The organism is Blautia glucerasea (genome assembly GCF_013304385.1).
Classification (GTDB): Bacteria; Bacillota; Clostridia; order Lachnospirales; family Lachnospiraceae; genus Blautia_A; species Blautia_A ammoniilytica.
This window is the reverse complement of record NZ_JAAITU010000044.1, coordinates 17341-33502: the sequence shown is the minus strand read 5'-3', so window position 1 is coordinate 33502 and position 16162 is coordinate 17341. Positions and strand designations below refer to the sequence as shown.

Below are 16162 nucleotides of genomic sequence, written 5' to 3'. Positions count from 1 at the left end.
CAAGACAACCAACTAGCTTAGTTATCTCTCGTCATTACTGTTTTAAAGTTCATTCACTCAAACAATGAAGTTCGGTTTTAAAAAACCGAACCGTACTCTCACTAAACTCAGCTTTGCTTCGTCAAGTGATCGTAGTGTTAAAGAATTTTCGAGAATCGTATGTGTTTCACTGTTTAGTTATCAATGTTCATTGTTATCTGTCTTGCGACAGCCTATCTAATTTATCACATCTGTTTTCGTTTGTCAAGAACTTTTTAAGTTATTTTAAAACTTTTTAAGTGGTTTCAAAACTGTTTAAGATAATGATATCTGTCATTCCGTTTCAACGACTTGGTTACTTTATCATAAGTTCAGTCATTTGTCAACATTAATTTTGTATTTTCTGAAAACTTGTTAATTTTTCAGTTGTTCAGAAACATTTCCTTGCGACAGCTTGTTTACTTTACCACACCCAAAAGCATTCGTCAAGCACTTTTTTTAAAAAAATAAATTTTTTAAGTCAATCGGATATTCCAGGTCCGCTTCGCTACTTGTTCATAACCGAATAACTGTTTCGCAGTTTATCAGAAGGAGCTTACACTCCTCCTGATACAAGCAAGTCCCCACCCATTTCTTATTGCTTTTCGCAACCAACCCAGGGAACTCACTTGATTCGGTTAAATTCAAATTCAAGAATGCCTCGGCATTCTTGCTGCGAGGTGCGCGTCATGCAATTGCATGACATACTTCTCCTGCGCACCCCTGCAGTCCTGCCGAAGGCTATATCAGCTGGGGGATTAACTCCCAGCTGATATTCTTCAGATAACACTTCAAATTATTTTTTCAAATGTTTTTTACTCTTTTCCCCAAAATGTTGAGAATAAAACGGACAAATCCACTTCAAGCTCCGTAAATTTCTTATTCTTTGAAAAACTCAGGGCGTTTGAAGTGCTGGATACATTTAAAAGATCTTTTCATCTCTTTCAGGTATTTTCCCTACTGCTGATTATCTTATTTATAATCTTGTTTGCCAATCCGTTTTTCTTTTTATCCAACAATTTAATTTATCTGATAACTTCTATGATTACTTCTCTGCTGCCTTTTCAGCTTCCTGAAGACTTGCCATCAGCAATTCATAAAAATCATCTTCACCTTCAAGCTTGGGAGAATTCTCCCCACCGCCATTTGTACTGCGGCGCATCTCTGCATAAAAATCTTCTCCTGCAGAAATAAGATCCATCTCATAGAGCTCATAGCCAAAGCTTCTACATAAGCAGCAAAATACAGTCAATGGATCCTTCTCACTGCGTGTGGCAAGAAGATGTTTTCTCAGTTCTCTGTCACGTAGTGCATCTTTCTGCAGTCGATCCAATATATCCAATGTTGTCATACTTACTCCTCCCTCACACGCATTTTCGATCACCTTGCTTTTTATAACTCCGTCAATTCTTCCTGCTCAACCTGACGGATACCTTCTTTTTGCAGTACTTCAATTGCTTTTGCAACATCTTCTACACGAAGGATCATGCAGGCAGTTCCCTTTTTCGGGGTGGTAAATGCATACATGTATTCAATATTCACTCCAGAATCGCCTAAAGTCTTAATCACATGGGAAAGTCCGCCTGGTTCATCTGGAATCACAGCTGCAACTACCTTGGTCATAGAAAATACATATCCTGCATCTTTTAAAATCGTAGATGCATTGTATACATCATCTACAATAACACGGGCAATTCCGAAATCTGCTGCCTCTGCCAGAGACAACGCACGCATATCAATCTTATTATCAGATAAAACATCTGTAAACTCAGCCAGCTTCCCCGGCTTATTTTCAAGAAAAACGGAAATCTGCTTTACTGTCATAAATCTTCTGCTCCTTTCACTTTTTAATAAGAGTCAAGCGGATATTCCAGGTCCGCTTCACTGCTTGCCCATAACCGAATAACTGCTCAAAAAATCCCACAGCTTACTGCTGATACAGATTACGTTTATCAATCACACGCACTGCTTTTCCTTCACTTCTAGTAATGGTTTTAGGATTTACCAGCTTCACTTTCGCATAAATACCCAGCATAGCCTTTAACGCATCTACCAGTTCTTTTTCCTTTGCAGCTACAGCACTCAGACTGTCAGAGAACATTTCCGCAGTCATCTCTACCTGTATTTCAATTGTATCGCTATGATTTACCCTATCAACAATGATCTGATAGTTTGCTGGGTATCCTTTGTTCATAAGTACAGTCTCTATCTGGGACGGGAATACATTCACGCCCTTTACGATCAGCATATCATCACTTCTGCCTAATGGTTTTGTCATTTTAACATGAGTTCTTCCACAGGAACACTTTTCTCTGCTAAGGATACCAATATCCCTTGTACGGTATCTCATCAAAGGGAAGGCTTCTTTTGAAATACAAGTAAAGACAAGTTCCCCTTTCTCTCCGTCAGGAAGAACCTCTCCTGTTTTGGGATTGATGATCTCAGGAATAAAATGATCCTCATTTACATGCATCCCGGACTGTGCTGAACATTCAAATGCTACTCCAGGTCCTGAAATCTCAGTTAGTCCATATATATCGTAGGCTTTGATTCCAAGCTTGTCCTCAATATCCCTGCGCATCTCCTCAGTCCAGGCTTCTGCTCCAAAAATACCCGCCTTCAGCTTGATCTGGTCCCGTACGCCCCGCTCGCAAATACACTCTGCCAAATAAGCAGCATAAGAAGGGGTACAACACAGAATCGTGGATCCCAGGTCTGTCATAAACTGAATCTGCCGGTCTGTGTTCCCGGAAGACATAGGTAATGTAAGGCAGCCTACTTTATGTGAACCTCCATTAAGACCAGCACCGCCTGTAAACAGTCCATAGCCATAACTTACATGGCAAACATCTTCCTTTGTACCGCCAACTGCAACAATAGCCCTTGCACAACAGTCTTCCCAAAGATCAATATCATGCTGTGTATAAAAAGCAACTACCCGTCTGCCGGTGGTTCCGCTGGTTGACTGGATCCTGACACAGTCTGATAGTGGTCTGGCCAGCAAACCATAAGGATAAACTTCCCTTAGATCGTCCTTTGTAACAAAAGGAAGCTTATGAAGATCATCTACTGATTGGATATCTCCTGGCTCTACTCCCTGTTCTTCCATTTTCTTTCTATACATAGGAACGTGCTCCCACACATTCTGTACCTGCTTCACAAGCCGTTTGCTTTGTAATTCCCGAATCTGATCCAGGGAAGCGCACTCAATCTCCGGTTGATAATATCTTTCCATTATCTGACATGTTCCTTTCTTTTGTTTTTCTGATAATTTCTGTATTTAGCTTTCTTTTTCATTTAACTTTCTTTTATTTTATCTTTTAACATCATCAAATTCATAGTAATACTATATCACATCACAGTTTCAACGTAAACAAAAAAGTCCGGAAACATTCCAGACTTTTTATCCTAGGATTTTTTCGTTTTAATTAAATTTTTAAAGATATTTCTTCAGTCGTTCTATATTTTTTTCTTCAAAATCCTTCAGGTCCTCCATTAATTTCCGAATTTCCTTATCTGCATCATTCTCATACTGATGCAGTTTCTGCAAAGCTTCAGTAATGCCCATACTGCTTCCCTGTATCATCATTTTTGCAATATGAGAAACCGACTGATCTGTTAAGGTCTGCATGTTGATCATCAAATACGTTCTCATTTTTTCAAAGGAATTTAACCCTTTTTCATCAAATCCATTCTCATGAAGCTTTTCTCTTGCCTTTTCATGAAATCTCATATAATCTTTCTGTTGCTCCTTTAATACCTCCCGAAATGATTCATCTTCTGTTAGATCCAGAATCCTGTCTATGGATTCTACGCCCATCTGCGAATTCTGGTATACATAATTCAGTAATTCTGCGTTTTCATTCATTGTTCTTTCTCCTCTCTTTTGTGATATTATCCCCATATTCAGAGACTTTATGCATTTCACATATCATAGTTCTTTCACACATCAAAAGCATGATCCCCGGAATAAGTCTTTTCCCAAAACCATGCTTCTGAATCTTACCTCTTTATTCGTACTTGACGATTTCTTTTCTCAGCCTTTTCATAATACGTTTTTCCAGCCTGGAAATATAGGACTGGGAAATACCCAAAAGATCTGCCACTTCTTTCTGTGTTTTCTCCCGTCCATCCGTCTTTCCAATTCCAAAACGTAATTTGATAATCGTCTGCTCCCTTGGTGAAAGTTTTGCAATAGCTTTCCCCAGTAATGTAATCTCCACCTCATCCTCCAGACGTCTGGATATCACATCTTCATCTGTTCCCAGAATATCTGACAGCAACAGCTCATTTCCGTCCCAGTCTACGTTCAAAGGCTCATCAATGGAAACCTCCATTCTGATTTTACTATTCCTGCGAAGATACATCAGAATTTCATTTTCTATACACCTGGATGCATATGTTGCAAGCTTGATCTTTTTCACAGGATTAAAGGTATTAATTGCCTTGATCAACCCTATGGTTCCTATAGAGATCAGATCCTCTACCCCTACCCCTGTATTATCAAACTTCTTTGCAATATAAACAACCAGCCTAAGATTATGCTCAATAAGAAGAGCCTTGGCTTCTTTTTCCCGTTCTGTTCCCAAACACTCCAACACATCATTTTCCTGCTCCGGCGTAAGGGGTGGTGGCAATATATCATTGCCTCCAATATAATAAATTTCCCTGGGTCTTGTGAATACGAACCTGGAAAAAAGCTGAAACGGATAATAACTTACATCTGCTGCTCTGTTCATAGATATTCCCCTCCTGTTACAACAATTTAGCATTCAAAAGCACCTGGCACTCTTTTCCCAAAGCAGAGGGTTCCTCTGGTAATACCAACACCGGGCTTTCAATATGAACCACTTCTTTGGGAGTGTGAATGATCAGATCTTCCAGTGTCACTGCCAGAAGCATCCTTTCTCCTCCTACACTCCTGCAGATCAGAAAATGAGGATGCAGCCCTGCAAGTTCCGTACTTTCAATCTCCCCTGGGTTCTCTTTTAAATGTGTTACTTTTTCTGCCAGCGATCCAGGCAGTAAACCTGCCAGAAATTCCGGTGTTACAACAGAAACCGGTTTTCCACTGATTGGATCTGTCAGCAGATTCCCTGTGTCATATAATCCATAAGATGACTGTACTTTTCCCTGATAAGACAGGGCAACCGGATAAAGATTCCTCTTTTTCACATCCACAACCTGTGAAATATAAGCCAGGAACATAAAGCAAAAATAAGTGACCGCCGAAAAAAGAAGAAAAATCAAAAATCCTTTCTTTCTTCCCCGCATAAGCATATCCCACAATCCTCCTGCAAGAAACGCAGCAAGATACAGCGACAAAATTGCTTTTGCCAGAATTCCTTTCTGCTTTAATCCATACGCCAAAAAGGTCATGCAACAGGCACATCCACCGTGAAGCAAAATACTTACAGTCAGAATCCCATCCATATGTACATAAAGAATCAGGCAGGAAAACAGGGCACCAATCATTGCCCCGGCAAAGGTTCTCTTCTGGCTTTTGCAGCAGGACAGATATGCGCCGACTGCCTGCAGAAGAATATAGTCCATTAAGAGATTTGTTACAAAGACTACATCTATGTATATCTTCATACATAAAAACCCCCTATGACCTGTCAATCCTTCACTTTGGTGAGCGAATTCATTATAAGGTGATAGGGGGTGCGGATTTTGTCAAAACAACCACCAGGATCTTTAGAATTTCTCGTGACATTTCGATATGTTTCGACTTTTTATCCTTCTACTTTATCCTTCTACTTTATCCTTCTACTTTATTCTTCATTTTTCCTGTCAGTTCTGATCACTTGGTTTCTTGCCGCCTGTTTTCCTGATGAAGCGTCTCCATCATTACACGAAGCTCCTGGATAGGGAACTGCCCTGGCGCTGATGCAGCTCCTACTGTAGCAAAAGTAAGGCAGGAACCAAAATTTTCTCCTGCGATCCTGCTAATGGAGCCTATACTTCCCATAGACATGGAAATCAATGGTTTGCTGGTACATGTGCACATTTCCTTTGTTGCCTGCATAATTGCAGCAACATCCTCAAAGTTCTTTGGCATCACAGCAATTTTTAAGATGTCGGCACCGGTTTCATCCATTCTTTTAAATCTTTGAACCAACGCTTCTTTTTCTTCCGTTTTTTCAAAATCATGACTGGATGCAATTACCCTGCAGTCTTCTTTTTGGAGCTGTAAGATCAGGGACTTCTTCTCCTCCTCTTCTCCAAATACTTCTACATCCACAAAATCAGCTTTTTTTGTTCTGGCTGCGACCAGATTGATCCTTACATACTCCTCTGTGGATAATTCTGCGTTTCCGCCTTCTTTTTTTGTACGAATAGTAAATATCAACGGAATACCATCCAAAATCCTGATCAATTCTTCCAATGTGTCCCTTAAATCATCCTCATTACAAAGATTGCAGTAAAAATCTGCTCTCCACTCCACCAGCTCTGCTCCTGCCGTCTTTGCATTCACAGCTTGTGTATATATTTCCTCTGATTTACTTTCTGTGAGAGGAACACATATCTTGGGCATTCCCTCTCCCAGTATAATGTTTTTTACCTGAATGGGTTTTGTCATTTCTTGACATCTCCTTTTCACTGAAATAAAATAAAAGCAACACGATGATCACACTGATCTGTAAATGGAGGTATATTATGATTCCAATCACTGGCCATACAAAACTTACTGCTCTTCTTGGAAGCCCGGTTGCACACAGTATTTCACCATCCATGCATAATGAAGCCTTTCGTCTGTTAGGGCTTGATTACGTATATCTTTGCTTTGATGTAGGAGAAGAGGGTCTTCCTGCTGCTGTACAGGGACTGAAAACCTGTGGTATCCGCGGTTTTAATCTGACAATGCCAAACAAAAACAAAGCAGTAGAGCTTATGGACGAACTATCTCCTGCTGCTTCTTTGATCGGTGCCATTAATACAGTTGTAAATGATAATGGCAGACTGATCGGTTATAATACAGATGGTATGGGATATATGCGTGCAGTACAGGACGCCGGCTATGACCTTATCGGGAAGACGCTTACCATAATGGGTGCTGGTGGAGCTGCCACTGCTATTTGTGCACAGGCAGCACTGGACGGAGTAAAGGATATACACATTTTCGCCAGGAAAACCAGCCGTTTCTGGGATCGCACCCGCAGGCTTGTGGATAACATCAACCATAATCTGCCCTGCAATGCTTATCTTCACGAAAACCAGGATCAGCAGGCTCTTAAAAATGCCATTTCAAAAAGCTACCTGCTTTTAAATGCCACATCCCTTGGTATGGCTCCAAATACAGAGAATGCTATCATCACAGATACCTCCATATACCATAAAGATCTGATCGTTTCTGATGTGATCTATAATCCCAGAGAAACCCGTTTTCTGCAGGAAGCAAAGCTTGCTGGCTGTCATACTTTTAACGGCATGTATATGCTTCTGTATCAGGGTGCAGAAGCCTTCCGTCTGTGGACTGGCCAGGATATGCCAGTTGAACAGACCAAAGCGGCTTTCTTCTCAGAATAAAGTTCAGATTCAAGTCGAGCAGCCGCGAGACTTGGCGCGTGATTCTGGTCAGCGTAAGCTGACATATTCTTTACAGAATCACTGCGCATCCTCGCGGAGCGTTTATCTCAGTCGGAGATTGGACTCCCACTTAGACGAACTTGCTGTTACTCACCACCTGAAAGAGGTGGGAGTCTTCTCGACTGAGATAAACCTCCATTTTACAAAAGGACTGTATCGCAGGTTTTTCCCGGATTGCAGTCCTTTCATAATTTCTTTTACTGTTTTATTTCTTTTGCTGGTTTATTTCTTTTCTTCCTGCACTTCAACCTTACGGTTTGCTCGTGTTCTGATCTCCTCTTTAATATCAGAGACAAATACGCTCAGGTCTTTAGCTCCTTCATCACCAAGGAAACGGCTTCTTACAGAAACCTTGCCTTCTTCCTCTTCCTTTGCACCTACAACAAGCATGTACGGAATCTTCTGCAGTCTCGCCTCACGGATCTTGTAACCGATCTTCTCTGCACGGGTATCGATTTCTGCACGGATACCATTTTCCTTCAGGTCATCAAGTACTTTTCCTGCATAATCCATATATTTGTCAGAAATAGGAAGTACCTTTACCTGTACTGGTGAAAGCCATGTAGGGAATGCACCAGCAAAATGCTCAATCAGGATACCGATGAAACGCTCAATAGAACCAAATACAACACGATGGATCATGATCGGACGATGCTTCTCTCCATCAGCTCCGATATATTCGCAGTTAAATCTCATTGGCAGCTGGAAGTCAAGCTGGATCGTACCACACTGCCATGTTCTTCCAATAGAATCTTCCAGATGGAAATCAATCTTAGGACCATAGAATGCTCCGTCTCCTTCATTTACAGAATAGGACAGACCCAAATCATCCAAAGCACCCTGAAGTGCTGTAGTCGCCATATCCCAATCTTCGTCACTTCCCATGGAATCCTCAGGCCGTGTGGAAAGTTCTACATGATATTTAAATCCAAACAGCTGGTATACTTCATCGATCAGCTTTGCAACGCCTTTGATCTCGTCACGGATCTGCTCAGGCATCATAAAGATATGGGCATCATCCTGTGTAAAGCAACGTACACGCATCAGGCCATGAAGCTGACCGGATTTCTCATGACGATGGACAAGACCAAGCTCACCCATACGCAGTGGCAGATCCCGGTAAGAACGTGGTTCTGACTGATATACAAGGATGCCGCCAGGACAGTTCATTGGTTTGATGGCGTAATCCTGCTCATCGATCACTGTTGTATACATATTCTCTTTATAATGATCCCAGTGTCCGGATGTTTCCCACAGATGACGGTTCAAGATAATAGGTGTGGAAATCTCCACATATCCAGCCTTCTGATGGATCTCTCTCCAGTAATCCAGAAGTGTATTCTTCAGAACCATACCCTTTGGAAGGAAGAATGGGAAGCCAGGTCCTTCATCACTCATCATAAACAGACCAAGCTCTTTACCAAGCTTTCTGTGGTCACGTTTCTTTGCTTCTTCCATACGGTTCAGGTATTCTTCCAGCTCTGCTTTCTTGGTATAAGCAGTACCATAGATCCTGGTAAGCATCTTATTCTTCTCGCTGCCTCTCCAGTATGCACCAGCAAGACTGGTAAGCTTAAATGCTTTGACAGGTTTTGTGCTCATCAGATGGGGACCTGCGCACAAATCTACAAACTCACCCTGCTGATAAAAGCTGATCTCGGCACCTTCTGGCAGATCCTGGATCAATTCTACCTTGTAAGGCTCATTTTTTTCCTCAAAATAAGCAATTGCTTCTTCTCTTGGCTTTGTAAAGCGTGTAATAGGCAGTGCTTCTTTTACCACCTTTTTCATCTCAGCTTCGATCTTTGCAAGATCATTTGTCTGGATTGGTGTCTCACTGTCAATATCATAATAAAATCCCTCTGCAATAGAAGGTCCGATCGCCAGCTTCACATCCGGATACAGTCTTTTCAGTGCCTGAGCCAGGATATGGGATGCTGTATGACGAAATGCAGCTTTTCCGCCTTCATCCTCAAATGTAAGAATGCTGAGCTCACAGTCTTTATCAATAACTGTTCTAAGATCGACAACCTCTCCGTCCAGTTCTCCTGCACAGGCAACTCTGGCAAGTCCTTCACTGATGTCGGAAGCAATCTCAATAACAGACTTTGGTTCGGAATATTCTTTTTTAGATCCATCTTTTAATGTGACAACCATGTTCTTTCTCCTTTTCACTTATTAATGTGAGGGTTCCCAACGGATGCGTCTCTTTTTTTATGAAATTATACAAAAAAATCCCTTACAATGCATATGCACTGTAAGGGACGAATAAACATTCGCGGTTCCACCCTGCTTGCCAGATCATACTATCTGCTGATACTATCGTATAAAATGGCCACTTATTTGATGATAACGGAATCACCGGACTGTATTAAAGTCACTCGGAGGTGGTCTTCAACTACTTTACGATAAGACAATCACACCTATATGTCTCTCTCTGAATCGTTCTGCAGCCTACTCTTCTCTTCATCGTTTTTCCTTATTACGCACTCATTATATATGCGGAAATTCTGTTTGTCAATGGGCTGACTCAGATATTCCCGGATATTTTTTCTTTTATTAGGGCTGCTGTCTCCCGTATCACATAATGTACCTGCATGATCAGATCCGACTTTGCTCCGATACCGCATAAATCCTGATATCCTAACTTTCTTGCAAGACACAGTGCACGATAAATATGAAAATTATTGGACAAGATCCCGCAATTCCCATGACTGCATCCAGTCAACTGATCAGAAAAAACGAGATTCTCCCTGGTACTTACAGACCGTTCCTCGAGGATCATCTGCCCTTTTCCTATCCCATGTACTAGCAGATACTCTGCCATACACTTTGCTTCTGTGATATCTTCACCAGGTCCCTGCCCGCCGGACAAGATCAGGACAGTATCAGGATTCTCCCTGGCATAAGCCCTGGCCGCTTCCAGACGCATCTTCAATGCCTTTGATGGCTTCTGCCCTCTCACCTGCGCCCCAAGAACAACTACATACTCAAGTCCCGGTTTTCCTTTTGCCTGCATCCCGTGGATCACACAGATCAACAGAAATGTAAATAAGCAAATACCTGCTGCCAGCAGCACATAACCTGCCATACTGATCCAGTCAGGAAGCTGCAGTTCATATCGTTCCATGTGTCGTCTGACCAGACACCATCCCCACAAAAGAACAGTTCCTGCAGGCCAGATCCAGGCAAAATCTGCCGTAATACCTGCATGGATAATAATTACTATATAATAGGTCAGGCAAAGAATACCTGCCGAAAAAATGAATACGTTCATCAAAAAACCGTTTTATTTATTTCTGCCACAGCAATATTTATATTTCTTGCCGCTTCCGCAAGGACATGGATCATTACGGCCTACTTTATGTGGCTTGATCACAGTTCCTGACTTCTTCTGCTCCAAATAAAGTTCTTTTCTCTTCTCAGGAGTAAAGATCTTATCCCACTGAGGCAGTTCATACAGCCAGTCTGCTTTTGCATCTACCATATTCTTATACAGAAGTTCTTTGTCAAAGCACAGACTTACAGTTGTATTCTCATCCATAGTCTCAATAGGATTCTTCACCTTCAGGCTGTCATTAATACCATCCAGGAAACCTACCATGGTAAGTACTTCCTGTCCATATTTCTCAGCAAGCTCTTTTACTGTGCCGGTAACAACCTCATCCGGATTCTCTAAAAGCTGCTCATAAATACCTTTTTCAATGTTAAAATAATTTGCCCAGAATCTCTGGAGTTTATTGCGGTCTGCCTGCTGATCATAGGCAATCCCACGCCACTGCTCTAAAATGGTCTTGTCGCTCATTTCTTGGTTCCTCTTTTCAAATAAGATTCATTTTTCATTTCCTTAGGTCCTGCATCTGCAGACCGGATTTCATCTATTATAACATCTTTTAAATCATTACGCAATTCTTTTAGCAGATTACGCGTTTTTTTCCATGTATAAAATCAATTCTATATGCCTATACTATGATTGTTCATTGAACCCCTTCAATGACGTCATTACAAATGATAAAGCAAAAGTAACTGTTCAGCAGGCAGGCTTCTGCCGGTACCAAACAGTTACTGTAACTTATATCCTCCCCTGGAAAATGCGGAATGCGGTACAGATAAGGACTGCTTTCCGCATTTATTTTATGCCCAGCTTCTCCAGCTCGGCCACTGCCTGCTTAAAATCATGAAACTGGATGGCATGGATGCCAAGCTGTCTGGCCGCCTCACAATTCTCAGCCCTGTCATCCAGAAATACACTTTCTTCTGCTTTCAGCCCGTATCTGCCCAGCAGGGTTTCATAAATATCCTTTTCCGGTTTCAGCTGCTGCACTTCGCAGGAAAAAATGATCCCATCCATATTTTTCAGGAAAGTAAGATCCTTTCTTGTTTGTTTTAATGCATAATCACAGTAATTGGAAAGCACATACAGACGATACCCTTTGCTTCTCAGGTACTTTGTCCAGGTATCTGCATAATCCCGCACCTTAATAGTTTTACCGGAACCTTCCAGAACCTTCCTTACATCCTGTGCATATTCCGGTAATGCTCTTTCAAAAGCCTTTACGTAAGTTTCCTCATCATAAAGGCCGCGATCTCTCTCATTCCACTGCTGGCTGAGAAATACCTTTTCACCGATCAGCTTATTCTCTTCCTCTGGAAAGCCAAAAGACTTAAGATACCCCTGCCAGTCAAAGTCAACCAGAACCAGTCCTACATCAAAAATCACATTTTTCATTTTACCCTCTGCACTCCCTTTTCTTTTATCCAGCAGCCTGTACATCATCCAAAACAGATATCCAAGAATAGGCACAAGAATGGCTACTCCCCAGGAAGCCCTGAACAGATTGCTGTCTGTCATTGCAAAAAACATTGGCATACAGGCTGCCAGCAGAAGAACCACTATTCCTAAAATCGCAGCTGCCTTTTTTAAATTTTTCATAATACTTCCGCCTTCCTGACAGATAAAAAGAGGGGCCAGCAAGCTGTTCTCCACTGGCCGGTCCCTCAAAACTTTTACCTGTTTCTATAAATAATATCATTTCTTCCCGGTCCGTTTGAAACCATTGTAATCGGGCACTCGATCTGCTTCTCAATAAACTCAATATAATTTCTGCAGTTTTCCGGAAGATCTTCGTATTTCTTGATTCCGCGGATATCACATTTCCATCCCGGAAGCTTTTCCAGTACGGGTTTTGCTTTTTCCAGCTTGCAGGTAGTTGGGAAATCAGTTGTTACCTGACCGTCAATCTCATATCCTACACAAACCGGAATCTCATCCAGATATCCAAGAACATCAAGAACTGTAAAAGCCACATCTGTAGCTCCCTGGATACGGCAGCCATACTTGGATGCAACACAGTCATACCATCCCATACGTCTTGGGCGTCCGGTAGTAGCACCAAACTCACCGCCGTCACCACCGCGTTTTCTCAGTTCATCAGCCTCATCACCAAAGATCTCAGATACAAATGCACCAGCACCTACAGCACTGGAATATGCTTTACTTACAGCAATGATCTTCTTGATCTCATATGGAGGAACTCCTGCACCGATGGCACCATAGCCTGCCAGTGTAGAAGAAGATGTAACCATTGGGTAGATACCATGATCAGGATCTTTCATGGAACCAAGCTGTCCCTCAAGAAGGATCTCTTTCCCTTCTTTCAGTGCGTTCCACAGGAAAAGAGATACGTCTCCTACATATGGAGCAACCATTTCTTTGTATTCCATCAGCTTATCCATGATCTCATCCGGATTCAGAAGCGGCTTATGGTAAAGATGCTCTAACATAACATTCTTAACCTGGCAAACGCTTTCAACCTTCTCTCTCAGTTTCTCATTGTCAAACAGTTCATTTACCTGAAAACCGATCTTTGCATATTTGTCGGAATAGAAAGGTGCAATACCTGATTTGGTAGATCCAAAGGATCTGCCTCCCAGTCTTTCCTCCTCATACTGATCAAACAGAGGATGATAAGGCATAACGATCTGTGCTCTGTCAGAGATCAGGATCTTAGGTGCCGGTACGCCTCTGCTGACAATCTCATTATATTCTTTAAAAAATACAGGAATATCCAGTGCCACACCATTTCCGATCACACTTGTGGTACGACCGGAAAATACACCAGATGGAAGTGTATGCAGTGCAAATTTGCCATAGTCATTGACGATGGTATGTCCTGCATTAGCTCCTCCCTGGAATCTTACAACAACATCCGCTTCCTGAGCCAACATATCGGTAATCTTTCCTTTTCCCTCATCGCCCCAGTTAGCGCCTACTACTGCTTTGATCATAACACAATTCCTCCTCGTGTCTTTTTATGTTTACCGTAAATCCGGAAACATCCTATACTATTTTTTTATTCAAGAATGCCTCGGCATTCTTGCTGCGAGGTGCGCGTCATGCAATTGCATGACATACTTCTCCTGCGCACCTCTGCAATCCTGCCGGAGGCTATATCAGCTGGGGGATTGACTCCCACCACTGATACCAGCTTGTTGCTCACCACCTATAGAGGTGGGAGTCATCTCCCAGCTGATATTTCTAAAACCACATTACCAGCTTCCGCCGCCTCCGCCGCCAAAACCGCCGCCAGAAAAGCCTCCGCTGCTGCTTCCACCGGAAGATCCTCCGCTGCTTCCGCCTCCTGATGAACTTCCCGGATCCACCTTGGTAAGGGTGCTTGTTACATGCTGCATGCTCTTTGACATCTGCCTGCTGAACATATAATAATTCCATGTTACGTAATCCGGGGAACTGCTTACATACCACTCAGGTGCAGGAATAGCTAAGGTTTCCAGTCTCTTTGCAAATACATCAGAAAGACCGAACACATAGGTGTATGGCAGTACACTATAAAACCATTCCGGATTATCTTCTGCCATTGCCTTCAAACGGTCAAGCTCTGCTGTTTTAATAAACTCCCTAAGCCCAAGCAAACGTCCCATCCAATCCACACATTTTTCAGTTCTTTTTTTCATAAATGCTGTAAAGAACAGGCATATAAAGGATGCCACTGCTGCCACTGCCAGCCCACGTGTAAAATCAAACACATTCTGCTGTCTTAAGCCGGAGAGATAAATACCTGTCACAAGTGCAATCCCACACAGGTAAAAACAGATTCCTATGAACCCGCCTCCAATACGGCCGGCACCTCGCCTGCCATGCCATTTATCAACAGCAGAGCAAAGAAGAACCATACCGATCACCATCAGAATCAGTGAAAACACACTGAAAATCTGCTGCAGGATCCAAAACTTATTCAGCACAAGCATCATCACAAGAAAGATGCACATGGGCACAAAGCTGATCAGAACAGCAAACACTCTTGCCACAGTAGAGGAAGTGGTATAAAGACCGCCCTTTGCCTTCACATAATCCTTAACCTGGCTCTTAACCGTATCAATTGTACCTGCACATTTATATTTCAGGCTAGAAATCCTGACAGAATCCCCTTTTTTGAAAAGCTTATCAAACAGGGTTCTTTCATATTTGGGAGCATCCACAGGCAATGGAAGTGCTGTCTTTATCAGTGTAAGATCCTTTTTCTTGCCGGTATCTTTGATCTGAAGATGACCTCTGTCTGCCCAGTAAAGGATCAGGGACAAAACATCCTTATCCTCCACACTGCCGTCAATAATATACCCTACTGCTGCACTGTCCAGATCTACAGGGGGCTGAAACTGTACAGATGTAATGATCTCTTCGTCCCTCCCGAAATGTTGGAACATAAAGATCACCAGCACCAGGATCACCACGGAAGCAGCCACCAGGATCGTATTCACAGGAGGGATCAGATTACTTCCTGTAAAATAATCATCTCCCATCTGGACATACATGGTAATGCCGCTGCCAAATTCCATATCCTGGGTCAGCGTACCTTCCAGGGTATTCCCATCCCAGACAAGATCCATCAGTTCCTTCCCATCTGCAGTCGATCCGTAACTTCCATAATATAATTCCAGCTTTTCATGATCAAAATTCTTTGGAAAGCTTACTATAAAGCTGCTGCCTTCTGGAATCACATTCTGCCAGCTTAAAGGAAACAGGTTGTAATATACATCTGTATATGCTTTTTCTTGTACTAACGGTGTAACTGAGTACTCCATGTAATAGGTCTGTGGGCCATATACCGTATGATCCGCATCTCCAAGCTTAAGAACATAGAAACCCTCGTCTGTACTCTCTTCTACATTTGTATTGCAGTATTCCAACTCTATATCAGCAAAATAAGGGATCTTTTCCCCTTGCACATTCTGAATGGTGCCTTTCATTGGAATATAGCGGTAAATTCCATGGCGTTCCCTAAGCATGTCCACCTGGATCGTCTCACTTACCAGGTAACTGTTGTCTTCCCCAATGGTCACTTCCACATGGTAATTCTCAGTATCCATATTGTGGTCATATTCAAGGGTGCTGCTGTCACCGCTTACCACTCCCAGGATATTCCCTGTCATACAAAACATGATTCCAATAACAACCAGTATGCCGATCTGGAATATTGTTGACAGGCTGACTTTCTTAAGCATACTTTCTCCTCCTGCTCAGGTTTCTTGTTTG

General features: G+C 42.3%; 14 protein-coding genes and 1 other annotated feature. Of the genes, 1 reads left to right on the top strand and 13 read right to left on the bottom strand.

The features are described 5' to 3' along the window. Positions 1-1063: 1063 nt before the first annotated feature. The 7 genes from G5B11_RS15005 to aroD form a co-directional block, all read right to left on the bottom strand. On the bottom strand, positions 1064-1369 hold the full coding sequence (locus G5B11_RS15005; protein WP_158421118.1) for a hypothetical protein: 306 nt from the start codon (positions 1367-1369) through the stop codon (positions 1064-1066). Between the two features lie 41 nt (positions 1370-1410). Continuing rightward, a complete protein-coding gene (locus G5B11_RS15000; RefSeq protein ID WP_158421117.1) occupies positions 1411-1842 on the bottom strand; it encodes an ACT domain-containing protein in 432 nt (143 codons plus the stop codon). A gap of 103 nt (positions 1843-1945) precedes the next feature. Beyond that, on the bottom strand, positions 1946-3253 hold the full coding sequence (locus G5B11_RS14995; RefSeq protein ID WP_158421116.1) for a phenylacetate--CoA ligase family protein: 1308 nt from the start codon (positions 3251-3253) through the stop codon (positions 1946-1948). Between the two features lie 201 nt (positions 3254-3454). Continuing rightward, on the bottom strand, positions 3455-3886 hold the full coding sequence (locus G5B11_RS14990) for a hypothetical protein (protein ID WP_158421115.1): 432 nt from the start codon (positions 3884-3886) through the stop codon (positions 3455-3457). 142 nt (positions 3887-4028) lie between these two features. After that, positions 4029-4757: an RNA polymerase sporulation sigma factor SigE gene (gene sigE, locus G5B11_RS14985; RefSeq protein WP_173728911.1), complete on the bottom strand. Its 729-nt coding sequence runs from the start codon at positions 4755-4757 to the stop codon at positions 4029-4031. A gap of 16 nt (positions 4758-4773) precedes the next feature. Beyond that, entirely contained in the window at positions 4774-5613 is an 840-nt protein-coding gene (locus tag G5B11_RS14980; RefSeq protein ID WP_158421113.1) for a sigma-E processing peptidase SpoIIGA, read from the bottom strand. Positions 5614-5821: 208 nt separating this feature from the next. Next, on the bottom strand, positions 5822-6601 hold the full coding sequence (gene aroD, locus G5B11_RS14975) for a type I 3-dehydroquinate dehydratase (protein WP_158421112.1): 780 nt from the start codon (positions 6599-6601) through the stop codon (positions 5822-5824). Positions 6602-6678: 77 nt separating this feature from the next. Between aroD and G5B11_RS14970 the strand changes: the two genes are divergently transcribed. Continuing rightward, positions 6679-7548 (top strand): shikimate dehydrogenase, encoded by an 870-nt coding sequence (locus G5B11_RS14970; protein WP_173728910.1) that lies wholly within the window; start codon positions 6679-6681, stop codon positions 7546-7548. Between the two features lie 282 nt (positions 7549-7830). On the opposite strand, the gene thrS is transcribed toward G5B11_RS14970, so the two are convergent. The 6 genes from thrS to G5B11_RS14940 all read right to left on the bottom strand — a co-directional run bounded on the left by thrS (position 7831) and on the right by G5B11_RS14940 (position 16131). Beyond that, positions 7831-9765 carry a threonine--tRNA ligase gene (gene thrS / locus G5B11_RS14965; RefSeq protein ID WP_158421110.1) on the bottom strand — a complete coding sequence of 645 codons (1935 nt, stop codon included), beginning with the start codon at positions 9763-9765 and terminating at the stop codon, positions 7831-7833. Positions 9766-9865: 100 nt separating this feature from the next. Then, positions 9866-10087: a binding site (T-box leader), on the bottom strand. A gap of 51 nt (positions 10088-10138) precedes the next feature. After that, a complete protein-coding gene (locus tag G5B11_RS14960; protein ID WP_158421109.1) occupies positions 10139-10885 on the bottom strand; it encodes a YdcF family protein in 747 nt (248 codons plus the stop codon). 12 nt (positions 10886-10897) lie between these two features. After that, entirely contained in the window at positions 10898-11413 is a 516-nt protein-coding gene (locus tag G5B11_RS14955; RefSeq protein ID WP_158421108.1) for an SEC-C metal-binding domain-containing protein, read from the bottom strand. A 324-nt stretch (positions 11414-11737) separates the two neighbouring features. Continuing rightward, entirely contained in the window at positions 11738-12541 is an 804-nt protein-coding gene (locus G5B11_RS14950) for an HAD family hydrolase (protein ID WP_158421107.1), read from the bottom strand. Positions 12542-12615: 74 nt separating this feature from the next. Continuing rightward, a complete protein-coding gene (locus G5B11_RS14945) occupies positions 12616-13896 on the bottom strand; it encodes an adenylosuccinate synthase (protein ID WP_173728909.1) in 1281 nt (426 codons plus the stop codon). Positions 13897-14157: 261 nt separating this feature from the next. After that, on the bottom strand, positions 14158-16131 hold the full coding sequence (locus G5B11_RS14940) for a DUF2207 domain-containing protein (RefSeq protein WP_158421104.1): 1974 nt from the start codon (positions 16129-16131) through the stop codon (positions 14158-14160). Positions 16132-16162 lie beyond the last annotated feature (31 nt).